14 protein-coding genes are annotated in these 20,728 nt (G+C 61.1%); 3 read left to right on the top strand and 11 right to left on the bottom strand.

Features of this window, described 5'->3' with window-relative positions:
- Positions 1 to 83: 83 nt before the first annotated feature.
- The 4 genes from ASD32_RS02025 to ASD32_RS02010 form a co-directional block, all read right to left on the bottom strand.
- Positions 84 to 1,127 (bottom strand): glycosyltransferase family 1 protein, encoded by a 1,044-nt coding sequence (locus tag ASD32_RS02025; RefSeq protein WP_060636205.1) that lies wholly within the window; start codon positions 1,125 to 1,127, stop codon positions 84 to 86.
- Between the two features lie 153 nt (positions 1,128 to 1,280).
- Positions 1,281 to 1,523: a hypothetical protein gene (locus ASD32_RS02020; protein ID WP_060636204.1), complete on the bottom strand. Its 243-nt coding sequence runs from the start codon at positions 1,521 to 1,523 to the stop codon at positions 1,281 to 1,283.
- Between the two features lie 134 nt (positions 1,524 to 1,657).
- Positions 1,658 to 3,283, bottom strand: coding sequence for a glucose-6-phosphate isomerase (pgi, locus tag ASD32_RS02015; protein ID WP_060636203.1), 1,626 nt, complete (start codon positions 3,281 to 3,283; stop codon positions 1,658 to 1,660).
- A 445-nt stretch (positions 3,284 to 3,728) separates the two neighbouring features.
- Positions 3,729 to 5,429, bottom strand: coding sequence for a long-chain fatty acid--CoA ligase (locus ASD32_RS02010; RefSeq protein WP_060636202.1), 1,701 nt, complete (start codon positions 5,427 to 5,429; stop codon positions 3,729 to 3,731).
- A gap of 392 nt (positions 5,430 to 5,821) precedes the next feature.
- Between ASD32_RS02010 and ASD32_RS02005 the strand changes: the two genes are divergently transcribed.
- Together ASD32_RS02005 and ASD32_RS02000 are read left to right on the top strand one after the other, a co-directional pair.
- Positions 5,822 to 7,024, top strand: coding sequence for an MFS transporter (locus ASD32_RS02005; protein ID WP_060636266.1), 1,203 nt, complete (start codon positions 5,822 to 5,824; stop codon positions 7,022 to 7,024).
- Between the two features lie 186 nt (positions 7,025 to 7,210).
- On the top strand, positions 7,211 to 8,362 hold the full coding sequence (locus ASD32_RS02000; protein ID WP_082546593.1) for an AI-2E family transporter: 1,152 nt from the start codon (positions 7,211 to 7,213) through the stop codon (positions 8,360 to 8,362).
- On the opposite strand, the gene ASD32_RS01995 is transcribed toward ASD32_RS02000, so the two are convergent.
- Positions 8,355 to 9,089 carry an MOSC domain-containing protein gene (locus ASD32_RS01995; RefSeq protein WP_060636201.1) on the bottom strand — a complete coding sequence of 245 codons (735 nt, stop codon included), beginning with the start codon at positions 9,087 to 9,089 and terminating at the stop codon, positions 8,355 to 8,357. The genes ASD32_RS02000 and ASD32_RS01995 overlap by 8 nt on opposite strands.
- Before the next feature lie 238 nt (positions 9,090 to 9,327).
- On the opposite strand from ASD32_RS01995, the gene ASD32_RS01990 reads away from it, so the two are divergent.
- Positions 9,328 to 10,155, top strand: coding sequence for a bifunctional allantoicase/(S)-ureidoglycine aminohydrolase (locus tag ASD32_RS01990; protein ID WP_060636200.1), 828 nt, complete (start codon positions 9,328 to 9,330; stop codon positions 10,153 to 10,155).
- Positions 10,156 to 10,203: 48 nt separating this feature from the next.
- Here the strand turns inward: ASD32_RS01990 and ASD32_RS01985 are convergent, their stop codons facing one another.
- The 6 genes from ASD32_RS01985 to ASD32_RS01965 all read right to left on the bottom strand — a co-directional run.
- The gene (locus ASD32_RS01985) at positions 10,204 to 10,389 is read right to left on the bottom strand and encodes a hypothetical protein (protein WP_060636199.1); all 186 of its coding nucleotides are present in this window, start codon (positions 10,387 to 10,389) and stop codon (positions 10,204 to 10,206) included.
- A 224-nt stretch (positions 10,390 to 10,613) separates the two neighbouring features.
- Positions 10,614 to 10,775: a hypothetical protein gene (locus ASD32_RS30210; RefSeq protein ID WP_200953541.1), complete on the bottom strand. Its 162-nt coding sequence runs from the start codon at positions 10,773 to 10,775 to the stop codon at positions 10,614 to 10,616.
- A 301-nt stretch (positions 10,776 to 11,076) separates the two neighbouring features.
- On the bottom strand, positions 11,077 to 12,249 hold the full coding sequence (locus ASD32_RS01980; protein ID WP_060636198.1) for an HlyD family efflux transporter periplasmic adaptor subunit: 1,173 nt from the start codon (positions 12,247 to 12,249) through the stop codon (positions 11,077 to 11,079).
- The gene (locus tag ASD32_RS01975; protein WP_082546592.1) at positions 12,246 to 14,510 is read right to left on the bottom strand and encodes a type I secretion system permease/ATPase; all 2,265 of its coding nucleotides are present in this window, start codon (positions 14,508 to 14,510) and stop codon (positions 12,246 to 12,248) included. Before ASD32_RS01975 ends, ASD32_RS01980 begins: the two co-directional genes overlap by 4 nt.
- Positions 14,507 to 15,877, bottom strand: coding sequence for a TolC family protein (locus ASD32_RS01970; RefSeq protein ID WP_060636197.1), 1,371 nt, complete (start codon positions 15,875 to 15,877; stop codon positions 14,507 to 14,509). Before ASD32_RS01970 ends, ASD32_RS01975 begins: the two co-directional genes overlap by 4 nt.
- A gap of 323 nt (positions 15,878 to 16,200) precedes the next feature.
- On the bottom strand, positions 16,201 to 20,728 hold a 4,528-nt coding region (locus ASD32_RS01965; protein ID WP_200953540.1), incomplete at its 5' end, for an Ig-like domain-containing protein.

The following is a 20,728-nucleotide window of genomic DNA, read 5'->3' as shown; positions in this document are numbered from 1 at the left end:
TTGGGGTGGATCACCCCACCCCGGAGCTCCGCTCCGACCCTCCCCCTCAAGGGGAGGGTATTGCGATAAGCTGCATCGGGCTCTTACATCACTCCCAGCCGGCGCTCGCGTCCGGCAAAGGCGCCGCGCGGCACACCGGCGAGGTTGGAGAGAAACTGGCGGGCGCATTCGCTCCAGCTGAATGTCAGCGCCTTTTGGCGCGCCTCTTCCCGAGAGTATGTGAGGGCCGCGAGGGCTGCCTGGCGCAGGTCGATCGACACGACGCCACCGCCATCGCTGAGAATATCCTTCGGTGCCGTCACCGGAAAGGCGGCCACCGGACAGCCGCTCGCGAGCGCTTCCAGAATGACATTGCCGAACGTATCGACCCGGCTTGGAAAGACGAAGACATCCGCCGAGGCGTAGATCGCCGCCAGCTCCGTGCCAAGGCGTTTTCCAAGGAAATGCACATCCGGATAGCGCTGGCGCAAAGCCGCAAGATCGGGCCCATCGCCGACGACGACCTTGCTGCCCGGCAGGTCGAGATCGAGGAAAGCCGGCAGGTTCTTCTCGACGGCAACGCGCCCGACATTCAGGAAGATCGGACGCGGAAACGGCAGGTCCTGACGGCGCGCCGGATCAAACAGCGTGGTGTCGATGCCGCGTGTCCAGCGCTTGATATTGTGAAAGCCGTGGGCTGCCATTTCCGTTCCCAGCGAAGCGGTCGCCACCATCATGCCATTGCCGGAATTGTGAAACTGGCGCAGCCACCAATAGCTCCAGCTTTCCGGGATGGGCAGGCGGGCGCTGACGAATTCCGGAAACCGGGTGTGGTAGCTGGTCGTGAACGGCAGCTTGCGGCGCAGGCAGATGCCGCGCGCCACCAGGCCAAGCGGCCCCTCCGTTGCAATATGAATATAGTCCGGCGCCACCGCGTCGATTTCATCCGCCACCTGACGGCGCATCGGCAGCGCCAGCCGGATGTCGGAATAGAAGGGCAGTGGGAAGGTCGCAAAACGCTCTGGCGTCAGGAAATGAATGGCAATGCCCTGTTCCTTCAAGGATCGGGCGAGTTCATCCAGCGTGCGCACGACGCCGTTGACCTGCGGGTGCCAGGCATCGGTGACAACGAGAACGGTTTTTTCCATAGGTCGCCTCGACGGGGCTTTGCCACCGGCCGGGGAGCACCGGCTGACCTCGAATCAGGTGGCGGCTGCATTTGCCCCCTTTGATCATGCTCTGATGACAGGCGGATGATCGGTTCGGCCGATCGAAAAGATGTCTGGCGCAAGAGTGGAGATTTACCGGCCCATCAATGCCATCTGCTCGAAGCCACGTCCTGCGGAAGTCGCGACAACCGCCAGAAGAGAGCCTTCGAAGGTGCGCACATGGACGGTGAGCGAGCGATAGTCGCTATCGCGGCCGATCCTGTCGGCAATTCTCTGGCCGTAATAAACGGCGGACCCGACGTCGAAATGATCAACGCCCTCTTCATCGACAACCCGCTCATTGCCGAAATGCAGATCGAAGAAATAGTGTTCCACCTGATGCCCCGAACCCGTGCGCCGCAGGAGATGTCTCCGGCTTGAGGACGCGGGTTGAGAGATATCGCATTGTGTCCGAATACAGGCTGAATTGTGCGTTCAGCCTGTATTCATCGGGTGCGTCAGTACAGCCGTTATTTCCCAGCCTTCAACAGCGCGGCAACCAGCCCAGCAGTCGAGGAATCATGGCCGGCAGCACTTTCCTTGCCTTCAACGACAGGCAGCAGACCCGTTGCCAGTTCCTTGCCAAGCTCGACGCCCCACTGGTCGAAGGAATTGATATTGAACAGCGCGCCCTCGACAAAGACGCGGTGTTCGTAGAGCGCGATCAGGCGGCCGAAGGTGAAGGGCGTCATCTCGTCATAAACGAACGTCAGCGACGGGCGGTTGCCGGTGAAGACGCGGTGCGGCGCGATACGGTCGATGAAATCCTTGTCCTGACCCTTGGCCGCCATCTGGGCCTTGGCCTCCTCCAGCGTGCGGCCCTTCATCAGGGCTTCCGACTGGGCAAGGCAATTGGCCATGAGTAGCTGATGCTGGTGGCGCAGGTTCGGTTCATGGCCGTTGGCAGCGATCATGAACTCAGCCGGGATGATGCTCGTGCCCTGATGGATGAGCTGGTAGAAGGCGTGTTGCCCGTTGGTGCCGGGTTCGCCCCAGACGACCGGACCGGAATTGCCCTCGACCGGCGTGCCATCCAGCGTCACGCCTTTACCGTTCGATTCCATGTCGAGTTGCTGCAGATAGGCGGGAAAGCGCGACAGGCGCTGATCATAGGGCAGGATGGCGCGCGTCGCATAGCCGAGCACGTTGCGATGGTAGAAGCCGAGAAGGCCAAGCAGCATCGGGATGTTTTCGCGCAAGGGCGCGGTGCGGAAATGATTGTCGATCGCATGCGCGCCGGCCAGGAACTCCCCAAAATTCTCCTTGCCAATGGCAATCATCAGCGGCAGGCCGATCGCCGACCAGATCGAATAGCGCCCGCCGACCCAGTCCCAGAAACCGAAGATGCGGTCGCTATCGATGCCGAACGCGGCAACTTTGTCGAGTGCCGTGGAGACGGCGCAGAAATGATGGCCGACGGCCTCTTCGCCCAGCTTTTCGGCGATGAAGGCGCGCGCGGTTGCGGCATTGGTCATCGTCTCGATGGTGGTGAAGGTCTTCGATGCAACAATGAACAGCGATGTTTCGGCGTCGAGAAGCTTCAGCGTATCGGCGATATGCGCACCGTCGATATTGGAAACGAAATGCAGGCGCGGGCCGTCATGATCGGGCGCAAGCGCCAGCGTCGCCATGACCGGGCCGAGATCGGAGCCGCCGATGCCGATATTGATGACGTCGGTGATCTTCTTGCCGGTTGCGCCCTTCAGAGCGCCCGAGCGGATGCCATCGGAAAAGACGCCCATGGCCGCAAGCACGGCGTTGACATCCGGCATCACATCCTTGCCATCGACCAGAACCGGCGTGTTTGACCGGTTGCGCAGTGCGGTGTGCAGCACCGCGCGGCCTTCGGTGATGTTGATGATATCGCCGGCAAACATCGCATCGCGTTTTTCAGCCACCTTGGCAGCCTTGGCGATCGTCTCCAGCCCGTCCAGCACCTTCTCGTTGACGGCGCATTTCGAGTAGTCGAACAGCATGTCGTCAAGGGTCACGCTATATTTGGCGAAACGCTTGGGATCGCTGGCGAAAGCAGCCCGGATGTCGGTTGCGTTGGTGTCGGAAACGGTGGATTTCAGCTGTTCGACAAGCGCGCTCATGGCAGGTTCCTTGCGTTGCGGAAGGGTTGCGATAGCTAGTCGCTTTGCCCTCAGCAAATCAAGCCTGTCCTCACGCGAAGGCTAAAAAACCCGCAGCACGTCATTGATGAAACAACCTGGAGTCACCTTATGGTTGTGAATTGCGCCGTTTGGATTATTGTTGTTTCGTTCAGGGACGAAAGCAGCAGCGCCATGCCAGCTGGCGCATCCGGACGGATGGGCTTTCCGGACTGTAGCAGGACACAGCCCCGTCCTCGAATGTGGAGGTGATCTATGTGGTTTCAACCATTTAGCATCACGTTTGGCATAAGAAAAACCCGCACGAGCTGGTCACTCACCGTGCGGGTCAATATCTTAAGATAATAAAACAGTGGCTGGAGTTCGCGCTCCGGCCACTACTCCACCAAAATAGCGGCTTTTCCGCACTCTGACAAGGGACCACCTCCTACCCTCGCAGGTCCTTGCGCAGGATCTTGCCGACATTCGACTTCGGCAGTTCGGTGCGGAACTCAACAAATCTTGGGCGCTTGTAGTTGGTCAGGTTGGCGATGCAATGCTTTTTGACATCCGCCTCCGTCAGGTTCTGATCCTTCTTGACGACGAACAGCTTGACGGCCTCGCCGGAATGTTCGTCCGGCACGCCGATCGCCGCGCATTCGAGAATGCCGGCAAGGGTCATTGCCACTTCCTCGATCTCGTTGGGAAAGACGTTGAAGCCGGAAACCAGGATCATATCCTTCTTGCGATCGACGATCTTCACCAGCCCTTCCGGGTTCATGAAGCCGATATCGCCTGAGCGGAAAAACCCGTCATCGGAAATGGCCTTCGCGGTTTCGTCAGGACGCTGCCAGTAGCCGGCCATGACCTGCGGCCCCCGGATGCAGATTTCGCCGATATCGCCAAGCGGCATCGCATTGCCGTCTTCGTCGCGGATCTCGACATCGGTGGAGGGCAGCGGCAGGCCGATCGTGCCGGTGAAGTCGCGTCCGTCGAGCCGGTTGGCGGTGGCGACCGGAGATGTTTCAGAAAGACCATAGCCCTCCTTGATCGGCGATCCCGTCATGGCTTCCCAGCGTTCGGCGACCGGACGCTGCACTGCCATGCCGCCGCCAAAGGTCAGGGCCAGGTCGGTAAAGTCCAGCTTCTGAAATTCGGCATTGTTCATCAGCGCGTTGAAAAGCGTGTTGAGGCCGGGGAAGATATTGACCTTGTATTTGGCGATTTCCTTGACGAAGGCCGGGATGTCGCGCGGGTTGGGGATCAGGATATTTTCACCACCAGTGCTCAAGCCCATCAGCGAATTCACGGTGAGCGCGAAGATGTGATACAGCGGCAGGGCGCATAGAAACACCAGCCGTTCCGGCCGTTTCTTCTGCAAGAAGGCCGTGTCCAGCCATAGGCCCATTTGCGCCATGTTCGACAACAGGTTGGAATGTGTCAACGTCGCGCCCTTGGAGACGCCGGTGGTGCCGCCGGTATATTGCAGGAAGGCGACGTCGGCGGGTTTCACATCGACCGCCTTGAGTGTCTGGCCGGCACCCTTTGCAAGAACGGCCCTGAAGGGCACGTGCCCTGGCAGCGACCAGGCCGGGACCAGCTTTTTCACCTTGCGCACGACGATATTGACGATCAGGCCTTTGAGCCCGAGAAGGTCGCCCATGGTGGCGACGACGGTGTGCTTCAGATCCGTGCGTGCCGCCACCTGCTCTACGGTATGGGCGAAGTTTTCGAGAACGAAGATCGCCTTGGCGCCGGAATCCTTCAGCTGGTGTTCCAGCTCGCGCGGCGTATAGAGCGGATTGACATTGACGACCGTATAGCCGGCCCGAAGAATACCGAAGACGATCACCGGGTTCTGCAGGATGTTCGGCATCATCACCGCGACGCGATCACCCTTGGCAAGGCCTGTCGATTGCAGCCACGCCCCAATCTTCCTGCTTTGCGCCTCGAGATCCGCAAAGGTCAGCGTCTTTCCCATGCAGGTAAAGGCGGCGCGATCGGCATATCTTTTGCAAGACTGCACAAAGAGATCGCCGATCGAATTGTAGGGCAGGGGATCGATATGGCTCGGCATGCCGGGGGGGTAGGATTGCAGCCAGGGTTTGGCCGATTGCGGGCCGGGGGTCTGCATCAATGTGTCAGGCATCGTCTCTCTCCCTCATCGGTCCGGCGCTGCGCCACGAAAACAAAGCGCACCGTCTCTCCCTTGTCCATGAACAACCCTGTCCGAACATGTCTCCGGCAGGCCTGTGCGTAGGCGCGAAACAATCCCTCCAGATCCTTCGCCCGATCAAGATGGGGCTTTTGCTGCACGCCATCAAGACTATTCCGAATTATATAACCTTGACGTAAACGTCAATACGCAGCGCGCCTGCGGCCAGATTTTGCGGTATCCCTCCGCATCAATCCCTTTGCGAGCAAGCGCGAAAAGGTATATTGCGTTGCAATACCGCCAAGATCCTCCTCCCAAATCGGCCTTGGCCTCCCATTTCAGAACGAAAATCCTTTGGGCCGATGCGGCTCCAGGCAGGTCTTCCCATGTCAGACGATGCTCTTTCTTCCATTCCGGCCGCCCGCTGGGGCGGCATGTCCAGCGCAGAACTGGCCCTGGCCGTCGGCGGCTTCGGCATTGGCACCGGCGAATTTGCCATTATGGGGCTTTTGCCGCAGGTGGCCGGTGATCTTTCGGTCTCGGTTCCCTATGCCGGCCACGTGATCAGCGCCTATGCGATCGGCGTTGTCGTCGGCGCGCCGCTCATTGCAGTGCTTGCCGCGCGGTATTCGAGGCATAACATGCTTCTGGCACTGATGAGCCTGTTTGCGCTCGGCAATCTGGCCAGTGCCGCCGCCGGGAGTTTCGGTCTTCTGGTCGCCGCCCGCTTTCTCGCAGGCCTGCCGCATGGTGCCTATTTCGGCGTTGCGGCCCTGGTAGCCGCTGGCATGGCCGCGTCGCATCAGCGTGCGCGCGCCATCGGCCGCGTCATGATGGGTCTGACCGTCGCGACCTTGGTCGGAACGCCACTTGCGGCCTGGTTCGGTCAGGCGCTCGGCTGGCGCGCAGCCTTTGCCATCGTCGGCGCCATCAGCGTGCTGACCGTTGTCCTGACATGGTTTTATGTGCCGAAGGACCGGCGCAACCCGTCAGCATCGCCGCTGACGGAGCTCGGCGCCCTTGGCAAATCCCAGGTCTGGCTGACGCTTGGCATCTGCGCAATCGGCTGTGGCGGCATGTTCTCGGTCTTCAGCTACATCACCCCAGCCTTGACCGAGGTCGCACGCGTGTCGCTTGGAACTGTGCCGATCCTGCTATCGGTTTTCGGCGCCGGAATGATCCTCGGCAATATCGCCGGCTCGCGTCTGGCCGACTGGCGGCTGATGCCGGCCATCGGCATTGCGCTGGTCTTCAATCTGTTCGCCTATGTGCTGTTCTATTTCACCATGAACACACCCTGGATGGCGGTCATCAACGTTCTCCTGATCGGCGGCGGTTTTGCCGTCGTGCCGGGCATCCAGATGCGGCTGATGGATGTGGCCGGCAAGGCACAGACACTGGCGGCGGCGCTCAGCCATTCCGCCTTCAATCTCGCCAATGCGCTTGGCGCCTGGCTTGGCGGCCTTTCCATTGCCGCCGGTTACGGCTGGACATCGACCGGCCTCGTCGGCGCGATGATGGCAGTGGCCGGTATCGGCATCTTCCTGTCGTCTGTCTTCCTCGACCGGTCGAAGAAGACAGCGGCCTGAAAGTGGCATGATGCCGCATTTGACCGTTGATCGTCACCTTTGACAATCGTTTGTCATCCGCTTGTGTTGACCCTACGGCCATACTTACCTATGCCGCATGCTGACGCGTTTGCCATGCACAACGCAAACATGCTGGCTAGCCGTGGGTTTTGCTGTCATCTTGTGTGACACTTGGAGGAACGCCTTTTGCAACTGAGCAATCGTGATCGGGATCAATTGCCATCGGAACCTCGGCTTTTCGGCCGCGCGTCCTATGAACGCTCGGCGCTCGTCGGCCCGATTGCGGCTGCGCGCTGGCTTCTCGTCTTTGTCCTCCTGGCAGGCGTTTATTTCTTTCACGGCTTTCTGGTCCCGGTGCTCGCCGCCCTCGTTATCGGCTTTGCCAGCTGGCCGATCTACCGCAGGCTGCTTGGCGCAATCGGCGGTAACCGGACGATCGGCGCAACCATTGCCATCATTGCAGTGATATCATTCATCGTCGCACCGATCTCGCTTGCTGCCGTCTATGCGGTCGATGAGGTCCATAACTGGGCCGTCTGGACGATCGAGACCAATGCAGCCGGCGCGCCTGTGCCGGTCTGGCTCACGCAGATCCCCGGTCTTGGCGTCTGGCTGGGCGTTCAATGGGGCAAATATGTCGGCCATCCCGGTGCGCTCGGCGAACTGGTGCAGCTCGTCAGCGGGTCCAATATCGGCAATATCTATCGCGGCGTGCTCGTCGTCGGCGCATCGGCTTTCCAATCGATGCTGACGCTTCTGTTCATGCTCATCACGCTGTTCTTCGTCTATCGCGATGGAGAAAAGCTCGTGACCCAGCTCGATCATCTCGGCGAGCGGATCCTGCCGATGCGCTGGGAGCGGGTGTCGCGCATCGTTCCCTTGACCATCAGCTCGACCGTGACCGGCATGGGCATTATCGCGATTGGCGAAGGCATCGTCCTGGGGATCGCCTATTGGATGGCGGGGGTTCCGTCCCCGGTCACGCTTGGCATCATCACCGGCATAATGGCCCTTATCCCCGGCGGCGCGCCGTTATGTTTCACGCTGGTGTCGATCTATCTGGTGGCCAGCGGGTCGCCGGTGGCTGGTGCTGCCCTGTTCATCTGGGGAACGGTCGAACTGTTCATCGTCGACAAGACGCTTCGCCCCAGGCTTGTTGGCGGTCCGATCAAGCTGCCCTTCCTGCCGACATTTTTCGGACTGGTCGGCGGCGTCAAGACCATGGGCTTCCTTGGCCTGTTTGTCGGGCCGGTGCTGATGGCGCTGCTCGTGTCGATCTGGCGGGAGTGGCTTCGCGAGGTGACGACCCCAACCCCGCCCAGCACGATCATCAAATAACACGGACCCTGTCGCCCTCCCTGATCGGTGCCGCCTCGACGACACCGGCGAGAATACCGAAACCGCCGCCGCCGTGGCGCGCAATTGTGTGCAGTACCTCCTTAGCAAAGGGCAGGTCGCCCTGTGCAAGCGCTGTAAAACTACAGCGTTCGCAGGGCTCGTTGACAGAAACCAGAGCGTCGCCGATCCGAAGCTGCCTGCCGATCAGTTGACGGTCGGGGAAGCCGGATCCGGCCTCGTCCATTTCGACGACGATATTCGGCCGGAAGCGCCTGACATCCGCGAGCACGTCTGGCGGTAACAGCTCTGCCAGGCTCAGCAGCGACGCCGTCGTCAGGATATGCAGGTGGCCCCGGTCATAGCGCGGTGCGATCTGGTCAGTGTTCGCTGCATTCATCGCGGTAGCCAAGGGGCGAAACATGACCGGAAACCCGGCGCGTTGGGAGGCGGCAGCATTGGCCGCATCCGATGGGACGGGCAGCCATATTGCGCCATCCGTATTGATCTCCATGCCATCTTTCCCGATGCGCGCCATCATATCCGGCACGAAACGCCACCGGCGCTCGGTTTCAGGCGATGCCACACTGCCGGCCGCGTCGATCAGACCCCAGCCACGGTCATGAAGGACGCCATGTGCATCCAGCGGCGCCCAATCGATGCGCTCGCCCCGCAGGGCGCTTACCGGATAGCGCCAGAGTTCCGTCACCGTGCCCCAAAATTCCGCCATGCAATTCCATTCCAGCCAATATTGTGTCGCAAGGTAGATAGAGCGGTACTCAAGGCGCAAAAGGTCTGCGCCGCATGTTGTGGATGTATTCGCTGATTTCCCCTTTCTACGTGAAACTGAATCCAGAGATCGGAGGGAATTGCCGCGTGATCTGGGCGCTGGGTTGCGCTAATGATTTCCTGTGTCTGATGGCTCCTGCCGCCGTCATGGCTGCTCATTCGAACGTTCAGGGAAGCAGATGAACCGCACTTATTATGCCCCGCAGGGCGGCGCGCCCGCGCAGACCCAGTTGCTGACGGACCGCGCCGTCTTTACCGAAGCCTATGCCATCATCCCCAAGGGCGTGATGATGGATATCGTCACCAGCTTCCTGCCGTTTTGGGAAAACACCCGGCTCTGGATCCTGTCGCGGCCGCTCTCCGGTTTCGCCGAAACCTTCTCGCAATATATCATGGAAGTCGCGCCCGGCGGCGGCAGCGACCGGCCGGAGCTGGATGATGGCGCCGAAGGCGTGCTGTTCGTCGTCGAGGGCGAGTTGAGCGTGACGCTCGATGGGAACACGCATCAGCTGCGCCCGGGCGGCTATGCCTTCATCCCGCCTGCAAGCCAATGGTCGGTGCGCAACACAAGCGGCCAGCCGGTACGGTTTCATTGGATCCGCAAGGCCTATGAAGCCGTCGAGGGGCTTGATGCGCCAACCGCACTTTTTCTCAACGAAGCGGATATCGCGCCATCGCCGATGGCAGGGACCGAAGGCAAATGGGCGACGACGCGTTTTGTCGATCCGAACGACCTGCGCCACGACATGCATGTGACGATCGTCACCTTCGAGCCGGGTGCGGTTATCCCGTTTGCTGAAACCCATGTCATGGAGCATGGGCTCTATGTGCTGGAAGGCAAAGCGGTCTACAGGCTCAATCAGGATTGGGTCGAGGTCGAGGCCGGTGATTACATGTGGCTTCGCGCGTTCTGCCCGCAAGCTTGCTATGCAGGCGGCCCCGGAAAATTCCGTTATCTGCTTTACAAGGACGTCAACCGTCACATGAAGCTGAAGCCGCGCGCTTAAGTGTGGTCACTTGCTTCAGCTTGAAGCGAAAACGTCCAGCTGGATGGCTCAGGCAAATCCGGCTGGGATCGGCTCGATCGTGCGGTTGCGGCCATAGTCGCGCTGATGGGCGGCATGGCCGCGAATGCGGCGTGGTGACGCCTTTAAGTCGATGGCAGGCACATCGAATGCGCCATCGGCAAAGGTGCCGGTATCGTCGGCTTCGTCGCGCTTTGTCATGAGAAGATTGATCATCGAAAGTCCTCCCGGGTTTTCGCATCAACGGTCAACCCGCCGAACCGTTCCCCAGATAACCGTAAAATAGTTAAAAAATTAACCATCTTTGTTAGGGAATCGCCGGCTCGGACCGTGATGGAAGCCATCTTGCCGGGGCTCGTTATCGAGCCCCGGTACAGGGAGATCATACAGATGCAACACGACAGGCGTGCGTCGGGGAGTGTCTGAAAAGCGCTGCTGGCTCAGTTCAACGCGCTGGAACCCAGCTCATCGCGCAGGATCCGGAAGGCTTCGTCCAGCGCGTCCACCAGAATGTCGGTCAGCTTGTCGCCGTTCTCGTCCTGCAGGAAAAGTGCGATGGCTGCATCGTTGGTATCGGCGGAATATTCGGTGATGTTCGACATGTCATTGTCCCCTTATGCCCGGCATCATGCCGGTGATCGGGACAGGGTAGGGCGCGTCGCTTGCGCCGGGCTTGAATGGGGCGCAAGAACAGCCGCAGAAAATTCCCTCAGAAAATATTCTTTTGAATAAGGGTGCCGGTCGCAGGTCAGGCCCGCTGCGGCCATCGTGATAAATGTTAAATCTTTAGCTTTCCACATGGCCCGGTCTTAGCAGCGGCCGTGTATTTTTCAATGTCCGAAGCGAATTTGGGGCAGATTTCAGCGGCGTGGCGAGGCCGCACTTTGCCGACTGTGTCGAGCGCTACCGCTCCCGCATCGCTTCACCAGCCTTGTGCAGCGGTTTCAGCAAATAGTTCATGACCGTATTGCGCCCGGTTTTGATCTCGGCGGTCGCCATCATGCCGGGCATGATCGGGTGTTGCTTGCCGTCCTTGGTTTCCAGATAGGCTTGGTCGGTCAGCACGTAGACACGGTAATAGTAGTTGCCCTTGTTCACGCTGTCTTCGATCGTATCCGGCGAAATCCGGTCGACCTTGGCCGTCAGCGTTCCGTAGATGCCCGAATCATAGGCGCTGATCTTTACCGTTGCGGCCTGGCCGGGATGAATGAAAGCGATGTCGCGCGGGCTGAGCCGCGCCTCGATCAGCAGCTGGTCCCCCAATGGCACGATCTCCATCAGTTCCCCGCCCGGACCCATGACACCGCCGATGGTGGAAATGCGGATATCCTTCACGATACCGCGCGCCGGCGAGGTGATGGCGGTGCGGCGCAGCTGGTCGGCGCGCCCTTCCCAGACCTTCAACAGCGGTTCGAGCTCGGCCATGGTCGTGGCAAAATCGGCCTTCAGCGCAACGCGATATTCGCTTTGGGTGGATGCGAGCGTCGTCGAGAGTTCGGCCACCTTTTGCCGCAGGCGCAGCACCTCGGTCAGGTTTGAAGCGCCGGTCTTCAAAAGCGGCGCGGCAATTTCCAGTTCGTCGCGCGCCAGTTGCAGCTGCTCGCGAAGATTGGCCACGTTTTCGTCAAGCGCGCTGCGATTGGCGGCAAAGAGCTGCCTTTCGCGCTCCACCACCGGCATGTCCTCGCGAAGGTCGGCTGGAAACGTCACGCCGGTCTGATCGTTCATTTCCGCTTCAAGGCGGGCCGCCCTTGCCTTGAGGGAAGCGATCTTGGCCAGCGCCTCTTCCATGGAAGCCCGCGCCAGGACGGGATCGAGCGTCGCGATATTCTGCCCTGCCTCGACAATATCGCCTTCGCGCACGGAAAGCTCCGCCAGGATACCGCCTTCCAGGCTCTGGATGATCTGCCCCTTCGAGGCCGGCGTGACCTTGCCCTCGCCGATCGCGACCTCGTCGAGCTCGGCAAAAGCCGACCAGGCGAAGAGGATGGCGAGCGACGCCATGATCAGCCACAAAAGCGAGCGGGCGCGACGTATCTCGCCGGTATAATCGATCGAAGGCAAAAGAGCCGTCATGGGAGCTGCTCCAGGTTCGCCCTGTTGGCGGGCTGCGCCGGACCCTTGCCGGACAGGACCCGCAGGACCTCTTCTTTGGCGCCGTTGAGCACGACGCGCCCGCCATCGACGACGATGATACGATCGACCAGGGCGAGCAGGGCGAAACGATGGGTGGCCACGATCAGCGTGCGTTCCCCAAGCCAGGCCTTCATGCGCTCGATGATCAGGAGTTCTGTCCCTTCATCGAGAGATGCTGTCGGCTCGTCGAGAATGACGATGCTTGGAGCGCGCAAAACCAGCCGCGCCAGCATCAAGGCCTGCTTCTGGCCGCCGGACAGACCAATTCCCCCCTCGCGCAGCTTGAGGTCCAGCCCGTGCGGTTGATCGAGCAGAAGCTGATCGGCGCAGGAAAGCCGCATGGCTTCCAAAATCTGGCCGTCCGAGGCAAGCGGGTTGCCGATCAGGAGATTGTCCCGCAGCGAGCCGTAAAACAGGCTGGTCTCCTGGAGGAGAACGCCGGTATCGCGGCGAATATCGGCAATATCGATCAGGCCCATCGCCGTGCCATCGAGCAGGATATTGCCCTTGCCCGGCGTCGCCAGCCCCGCTGCAAGCCGGAGAAAAGTCGATTTCCCGGCACCGACCCGGCCAAGGATCGCGATGCGTTCACCGGGCTCGATCGCCAGCCCCGGAATGATAAGGGCGGGCTTTGCCTCAGGCTCATAGGCGTAGACGACGTTTTCGAAGCGATAGCGTCCGGCCAGAGCAGGCTTGTGGTAGCTGTGTTTTTCCGGATCGTGATCGACGGGAAGGTCGAGAAGGGAATCCAGCCCCTTCTTGCCGGCGCGCGCGTTCTGCAGGCGGCTGAGGATCCCGGAAATCTGACCGACCGGCGCGATGGTGCGGCTGGTGAGGATCGAGCAGGCGAGAACCGCGCCGAACGACAGGCTGCCGTCGAGGATGCCATAGACGCCGGCAATCACCACGCCGGCATAGGCAAGCTGCTGCACGGCCTGGGCAAAATTCACCAGCAGGCCTCCGAGCTGACGCTGCTTCAGCCCGATGTCACCGCTCACCTGATTGGTGCTGTTCCACAATCTGCGGAAGCGCGGTTCGGCCTGCAGGATCTTGATATCCTCCGCCCGGTAAACCGATTCCATCAGGATGGTGTTGCGCAGGGCAGCCTCGCTCAAACCCTCCGCCGACAGGCGGGCAAGCGGCAGCTGCGCAAGCACGCCGGGAATGATCAGAAGCGGGATGGCGGCAAGCGGAACGAAGACAAGAGGACCGCCCAGCAGCCAGATGATAAACAGGAACGCGGCGACGAAGGGCAGATCGAGCATCACCCCGAGCGCAGAGGAGGTCAACAACTCGCGGATCTGCTCGAGATCGCGCAGCTGCGAAATGAGCGTGCCCGGCGAACGCGGCCGCGCATCGTTGCGGATGTTGAGGACGCGCGCAAAGAACATCGCGGAAAGCTTCAGATCGGCCTGCTTGCCGAAATGATCGACGATCGAAAGGCGCGCCGTGCGGATCAGGAATTCCAGCACGAGCGCCACAACCAGTCCGGAGGTTAATACCCACAGCGTGTTGAGCGACTGCGCCGGCACCACGCGGTCCCAGACCTGCATGGCAAAGAGAGAGGTGCCGATTGCCAGCAGGTTGGCAAAAAGCGAGCCAAGTCCAAGCTCAATCAGAACCGGCCAATTGCTGGTGAAAATACCGGTGAGCCAGGAGCGTGGCCGTTGGCTGAGATAGCGGTCGAGCCGCGAATCCCGCACGATCTCGCGCGCGCGCACCAGGAGCACCCGCCGCTCCGGCAGCTTGGTTTCCAGCTTTTGCAACGGCACGGTATAGTCAACCGCCCGGCCATCGATCCAGATCGAAAGGGTCGCTCTGTCGCCGTCTATTCTGGTGATGACGCCGGTATGCGTATCGCTGACTGCAACCAGCGCAGGGAGCATGATCGGGGAAATTTCATGCAACGGGATTTCGACGAAAGTGCCGGAAAGCCCGGCGGAGAGGGCAATGTCGATGATGGCCTGTCCGCTATCGGCGCGGCTGGCCCAGGCCGAAGAGTTGCGCACCAGCTCGGGCGACACCGCAACGCCGAGATGACGCGCTGCAAGCAGCACCGCATCGACCCACGGCCCCGCTGTGCCCTCCCGGCCCTCGCGGAGCCGGCCAGCATCTTCCCGATCCCCGCCGTCCCGATCTTCGCCCTCTTGATCGCCACTTTGAGGCGGGCCTTTCGCTTCTCCGGCGGCTGTGAGGGTCATGGCTGATCCCGCATTTTCTGGCTCAGCATCGCGGTCAACCGGCCGAGCGCCGCATAGGCCTTGATCTTCGAGACTATGCCGTCCGCCGCCGCATTGATGCGTTCGCCTTCGGCGGTGTAGACGTCCCGTTCGGCGTTGATCACGTCGGTGAGAGGGCGCTTGTTGAGCGTGTATTCCTGCCAATAGAGATCGCGCGACGATCGGGTCAGCGCGATGACCTTGTTGTAGCTGACCAGACGGGCGGCAGCGCCAGCCGTCTCCGTTTCGGCCGATCCGAGCGCGGTGCGCGTCACGAGCCGCTGGTTTTCGAGCGCCTGGGCGCTTGCGCGTTTCTCCGCTTCTGCGGCGGCGACTTTATGTTGCGCCAGGCCGCCAAGCGAGAAGCCTCCGCTGATCGCCAGTCCGACGAACGGCTTGTCATCGGATGAATCCGAGGCGCTCGATCTGCTCTGGCTGGCGGTGATGCCGAGCGACGGCCAGCGATCGGCCTTTGCGACCCGCAACTGGGCGTCTGCGGCGTCCACAGCGGCGCTCGCAGCACGAATGGCAGGCGTCTGCTCGATATTGCCGGCCTCGGCGCCGAGGCTTTGCAAAAGCTTTTGCGTTCCTGCCAGACTGGCAATCCGCTGCGGCCGCACGCCGATGAGTTCGGCGAGCTTTCCGGCTGAAAGGTCAAAGCGCGTCTCTGCTTTCAGTCCCTCGGCCGAAGCGCGCTGGATGGCGACATCCGCCTGGCTTTGGTCGGACGCGTCGGAAAGGCCCGCCTGCACCCGTTGCCGGATCTTCGCGTGAATATCCTGCAGCGCCTTTACCTGCCGGGCTGCGGCTGCCTTCATATCCTGCCCGGCGGCAAGCTCGACAAACACGGCTGCAGTCTCGTAGGCCACCGTTTCGGTGGTATCGTTGAGAAGATGGCGGCGTTGCGACAGGGTGGCGCTGGCGGCGGAAACCTGGCCCGGTGTCTTGCCGAAATCGTAGATCAGCTGCGTGACGCCGAGCGAACCATGCAGCCCCGCCTTCCTCTCGCCGCCGAACGTGCCATAGCCCGGCTGCACATTATAGGTCAGGGCGGGATACCAGGCGGACCTGGCGATGGCCACTTCAGATGCGCTTTGCGCGACAACGGCATTGGCACGGCTGATATCCGGATGACGGGAGATCGCGATGCCGATCGCTTCAGCGAGATTCATGCCGTCGATCCTGATACGCAGCGCCTCTGATGGCTTGGAGGCAACAACACGCACGCTGCCCGTGTGCAGAGCTTCGCTGGCGTTTCGGCTTTGCCGGTTGACCGGCGGATTGGCCGCAGGGCCGGTCGCACCGGTCTCGCACCCCGCTAGGCTGATGGCGCAGAATGCGGCCACCATGGGCGGGCTTGCGATACGGAGCAAACGCACTGCGAAGTTTCGGCACGTCTCCCCGATGACAAGACGAAAGGTTCGTTGAAAATGGATCGCCGGGGACCGAAAAATAAGGGTTCCGCCGGCGATCGGCACACAGTCTGAAATCTGCATATTGCCCAAAAAGCGTCTCCGAATCTGTTGTGTCCGCAGCATGTCCGCTTTCCGTGAAATGCGGACGTGCTCTGCCCATTCGTGTTTACGCAATTGCGGACGCAGTACAGTTCCCGCAGTTTGCCCGGACTTGCGTCTGGGCAGGCAAGGCAGCAAAAACGCCGCCTTGCAGCAGATCAAACAACGCTGATGCCCTGCTGGATCAGCAAGTCGGCATTGGTGTTGCTCCCCATCGTGGCATTGTGCCAGACGTCGTAGATGACGGCGCCGATCGTCTGGTTTCCTGAATCCGCCCAGCCGGTGCCGATCGCTTCTGCCAGGTTTACGGTATCGTCCGCTCCGCCGTTGATCAGAAGCGGATGCAGGGATGCACCCGTTTGATCGGGAAGGCGCAGGACATCGGCCAGACTGAGAGCCAGCGTATTGGCTCCGGTGCCAAGGTCTATGCGCTCGAACCCCTGAACCCTCAGGCCATAGGCTGTTAGGTCGAGGCTGAGCCCAACCGCATTGTCGAAGCGCAGGATATCGTTGCCCGATCCGGCGTCGATCAACGTGAAGTTGGTGCCGGTAATGCCGATCGTGTCGTCGCCAACTGCACCATAGACCGCATCGTGCAGCGTCGATGTTGCCGTCGTGCCGGTCGTGTCGGTGCCAATCCCGGTGATGATGTCGTTGCCGGCCCCGCCGGTGATCCGGTCGACACCATTGACGGGTGCGCCGAAGCCGACGCTGGTTCCGCCTGCCGCCAGGATATCGTTGCCGAGCGAATAGGATTGGGTGAGATTGGCGGGGTTGGTGAAATAGGCATAGTAGGTTCCGCCATTGAGCGCGCCGGTGCTGCCATGATTTTCGCCGATGCTGACATCGGCAAAGCCATCGCCGTTCCAATCCCCGAATGCCGTCGCCGAACCGAAAAGCCCGTTCACTGACGTGCCCGTGTATTTCACCGCGCGGCCGCCGGTGACCATGGCATCGAGATCGGCCACTCCGCCGCTCATGAACGCTCCCGAGAACCCGCCCGCCTGGCCATAGACCAGATAGGCGGCACCGGCGGATACATTGAGCCCGACGGTTTCATTGGGAGCGCTGACCACGAAATCGCTGATGCCATCGCCATTGGCATCCCCCAGACCGGAGATCGAGTAGCCGAGCGTATTTATGGAGGCGATGGTGGCGGAAGGTTTCTGCAGGATGAAACCATTGGTGCCGTTCAAGGTGGCGAGACTGATATTGCTCCAGGCGACGCCATTGGCCTTTCCGTAGATCACGTAGACGCGGCCGGCCCCGAAGTCGTCATTGTTGCTGTCGCCCCATCCCGGTGAGCCGATGGCGAAGTCGGCAATGCCGTCGCCATTGATATCACCGAGATTGGCCGTCGCCTGGGGATGATTGTACAGCATGCCGATCGGACCGTTCGTTTCACCGCGGCCGCCCAGCCATTCAGAAGCCTGTGCTCCGGTCAGTTTGATCATCTGCGTGGACGAAAGGCTTCCCAGCCCGATCCCCGTTGTGCTGCTGCTGAGAGGGGTCCGGCTCCCGAAAACCAGATAGGCGGTCCCGGCATCGCCCGCGCCATCGTCGGCGAGCGGTGATGTCAGCAGATAATCGTTGATGCCGTCTCCATTGACGTCTCCGAGTATCGTCGTGTTGGACGCGAGTTCATCCGCATAGCTGCTGGAGCCGCTGGCGGTGACGCGCATATAGAGCGAGGTCGAAAGCGGTGAAACCGGGGCGCCGTTGACCATCGTATAAAGCCCGGCGCCGTCAGATAGGTAAAAGTTCCCCCATGACGCGGAACCGGGCGCACCCCCGTGGCCGAAAATGACCCAGACATTGTCATTATAGATATCGCCGACCAGCAGATCGTCATAGCCATCGGCATTCATGTCGCCGACAGCGACGCTGGCGCCGATCCAGGCGGAATTGCCATGGAAATAGGTGCCGTCGGTTGTCGCCGTATTGCCGAAACTGCTGACATTGATGCTCGCGGTCGTATTGCCGCCGCGTCCCCAGATGATCACGCCGCCATCATTCACATGCGACGACATCACCACATCGGCATAGCCATCATTGTTGAGGTCGCCGGTCGAGGCGGCTGCATAGGGCGGATAGCCGTCGCCTCTTCCGTCGGTGTTGGTGACACGGATACCCTGCGCCGCAGTGAGCGACGCCAGAGACACGTTGGGAAGCCCGGTGCTCGAACCGTAGAGAATATAGGCCGAACCGGACGTCGAGCCGCCCAAGGTCAGCTGCTGCGGCGCGGTGACGAGGAAGTCGTCGTACCCGTCGCCATTGAAATCGCCGACATTTTTCGCCGAGGACCCAAGGCCGCTATTGGCCGTCGCGGAAAAGCCGGTGCTTGGCGTCCCCGCCGTGTCGATCACCAGGCGCGGCACAGCGCTGCCATCGAGCAGGCCAACCAGCTTGACGCCGCTATCGACCGTATCGATCAACGCCGTCTTCACATTATACGAGCCGTTCGGCAGCGCATTCATGCTGACATTGAACGTCGCCGAAGAGCCGCTGCCGGTCATCGAGATACCGCTGAGCATCACCTCGCCCGCATCGATCACACCATCATTGTCGCCATCGACAAACAGGGTCGCCTTCAGTCGGCCGGAATTGATCGCAGCCACTTCGGTTGAGAACAGCCCAGAAACCGTTCCCGTCATCGAAGGCGTCACCAGGCCGGTAATATTGTCCGTCGTGCTGGCGCCATTGTCGCTCGTCGCGTTCAGATCCAGCACCATCTGCGCATTGGCAGCGCTGTTGATGATCACGGCCTGCGATGACGACGTTCCGACGACGCCCGACAGGCTTTCCACGCGCGCCAGGAACGTGTGGGTGCCATTGGCCAGGGCCGTGGCCGCCGTCCGGTCAAGCGACCAGGTGGTGGCGGACGCTTGCGTGGCCGTCAGCCAGGTCGTGCCATTGTCAAGCGAGACCCGCACAATCTCGCCGCTGTGCAGCACCGTATTCGTCCCGGAAATCAAGAGCTGGTTATCATTGGTGGCAAAGTCATTCGCGAGCAACGCCCCATCCTGGCTGATCCCGCTGACGGCCGCCGTTCCAACCGGCGCATTCGCCGCAACCGTCACCGTAAAGACATTGGTGGTTGCGGCATTGCCTGCAGCATCGGTAACGACGGCGCGGAACTGGTACTGTCCGTCCGCGAGCCCGGTCTGCGCTGATGTCGTGGCTGTCCAGCTCGCACCGCCATCAATCGACCTGCTATAGGCAATGCCTGCCGCCGCTTCCTGACCACTCAGCGACAGATTGAACGTGGCGTCGGTGGAGATAAAGTCGGAAGCGGACGTACCGCTGTCGGTATACCCCGTCAGCGTGATTGCGCCTGCAGCCGGCGCAGTATTGTCGACCGTGACTGCAACGCTGTTGGACGCGGCCGAATTGCCGGCCGCATCGGTGACGACGGCGCGGTAGAGATAGGCGCCGTCGGTGAGGCCCGCTTGAACCGGGGTGGTGGCTGTCCAGCTTGCCCCGGCATTGGCTGAGATCTGATAGACGACGGCTGCCCCCGCCTCGCTGCCTGCAAGGCTGAGGTCGAAGGCGGTATCCTGGGTGAGGAAGTCGCTCGCCGACGTGCCGGTATCTGTAAAGTTGGAAAGCGAAAGCGTGCCGGGTGTGATGGCTGTATCGACCGTGACCGTAAAGACATTGGTGGTTGCGGCATTGCCTGCAGCATCGGTGACATCAGCGCGGAACTGGTACTGTCCATCCGCAAGCCCGGTCTGCGCTGATGTCGTGGCTGTCCAGGTCGCGCCCCCATCGGTCGATCTGCTATAGGCAACGCCCGCCGCCGCTTCCTGACCGCTGAGCGACAGATTGAACGTCGCGTTGGTAGAGATGAAGTCGGACGCGGACGCCCCGCTGTCGGTATACCCCGTCAGTGTGATCGCGCCTGCAGCCGGCGCGGTATTGTCAACTGTGACCGCAATGCTGTTGGATGCAGCAGAATTCCCGGCCGCATCGGTAACGACGGCCCTGTAGAAATAGGCGCCGTCGGTGAGGCCCGCTTGTGCTAAGGTGGTGGCTGTCCAGCTTGTCCCGGCATTGGCCGAGATCTGATAGACGATACCGGCGCCTGCCTCGCTGCCTGCAAGGCTGAGGTCAAAGGCGGTATCCTGCGTGAGGAAGTCGGATGCAGACGTTCCGGTATCGGTAAAGTTGGCGAGCGTCAGCGTGCCGGGTGTGATGGCTGTATCGACTGTCAATGAAAAGAGGGAGGAGGGCGTACCCTCGTTGCCAGCCTGATCGGCGATCACGGCAACGTAGGTATGCGTGCCATCAGCAAGCGCGGCGAGCTGGAAGGACCAAGTGTTTCCGGCAACAGCCGCAGTACCGATGAGGGCAGCTCCCCTGTAGATTCTGACAATATCCCCGTCGGCAAGGCCGCTGACATCGCCTTTCAACAAAGGCTCACCATCGTTGGTAAGCGCCCCATTCGAGAGATCGCCGATATGCTGTGACTGGTTGTCAGTGAACGCCGTGATGGTGGCTGTCGCATCCGGATCGACGGCGTCGGTATAGGCGGCCGTGGAAGACGGTCCATCGTTACCAGCCGCATCGGTGGCCTGGGCTGTGACCGTTCCCGTCGTCTGCACGCCAGGTGAGGTGATCGTATAGTTTCCATTGGGACCCGCCACGACCGCTCCGGTCGTTCCATCCGGATAGGTGACGGTGAGG

This window comes from Rhizobium sp. Root483D2 (genome assembly GCF_001426685.1).
GTDB lineage: Bacteria > Pseudomonadota > Alphaproteobacteria > Rhizobiales > Rhizobiaceae > Pararhizobium > Pararhizobium qamdonense.
The sequence above is the reverse complement of the archived record's forward strand: the minus strand, read 5'-3'. Positions and strand labels throughout refer to the sequence as shown.

What these genes read in the sequence shown, in the direction of transcription:
- ASD32_RS02025 (WP_060636205.1), bottom strand. Translation starts at nt 1,127, where the DNA reads ATGGAAAAAACCGTTCTCGTTGTCACCGATGCCTGGCACCCGCAGGTC.
- pgi (WP_060636203.1), bottom strand. Translation starts at nt 3,283, where the DNA reads ATGAGCGCGCTTGTCGAACAGCTGAAATCCACCGTTTCCGACACCAAC.
- ASD32_RS02010 (WP_060636202.1), bottom strand. Translation starts at nt 5,429, where the DNA reads ATGCCTGACACATTGATGCAGACCCCCGGCCCGCAATCGGCCAAACCC.
- ASD32_RS02005 (WP_060636266.1), top strand. Translation starts at nt 5,822, where the DNA reads ATGTCAGACGATGCTCTTTCTTCCATTCCGGCCGCCCGCTGGGGCGGC.
- ASD32_RS01995 (WP_060636201.1), bottom strand. Translation starts at nt 9,089, where the DNA reads ATGGCGGAATTTTGGGGCACGGTGACGGAACTCTGGCGCTATCCGGTA.
- ASD32_RS01990 (WP_060636200.1), top strand. Translation starts at nt 9,328, where the DNA reads ATGAACCGCACTTATTATGCCCCGCAGGGCGGCGCGCCCGCGCAGACC.
- ASD32_RS01985 (WP_060636199.1), bottom strand. Translation starts at nt 10,389, where the DNA reads ATGATCAATCTTCTCATGACAAAGCGCGACGAAGCCGACGATACCGGC.
- ASD32_RS30210 (WP_200953541.1), bottom strand. Translation starts at nt 10,775, where the DNA reads ATGTCGAACATCACCGAATATTCCGCCGATACCAACGATGCAGCCATC.
- ASD32_RS01980 (WP_060636198.1), bottom strand. Translation starts at nt 12,249, where the DNA reads ATGACGGCTCTTTTGCCTTCGATCGATTATACCGGCGAGATACGTCGC.
- ASD32_RS01975 (WP_082546592.1), bottom strand. Translation starts at nt 14,510, where the DNA reads ATGACCCTCACAGCCGCCGGAGAAGCGAAAGGCCCGCCTCAAAGTGGC.
- ASD32_RS01970 (WP_060636197.1), bottom strand. Translation starts at nt 15,877, where the DNA reads ATGGTGGCCGCATTCTGCGCCATCAGCCTAGCGGGGTGCGAGACCGGT.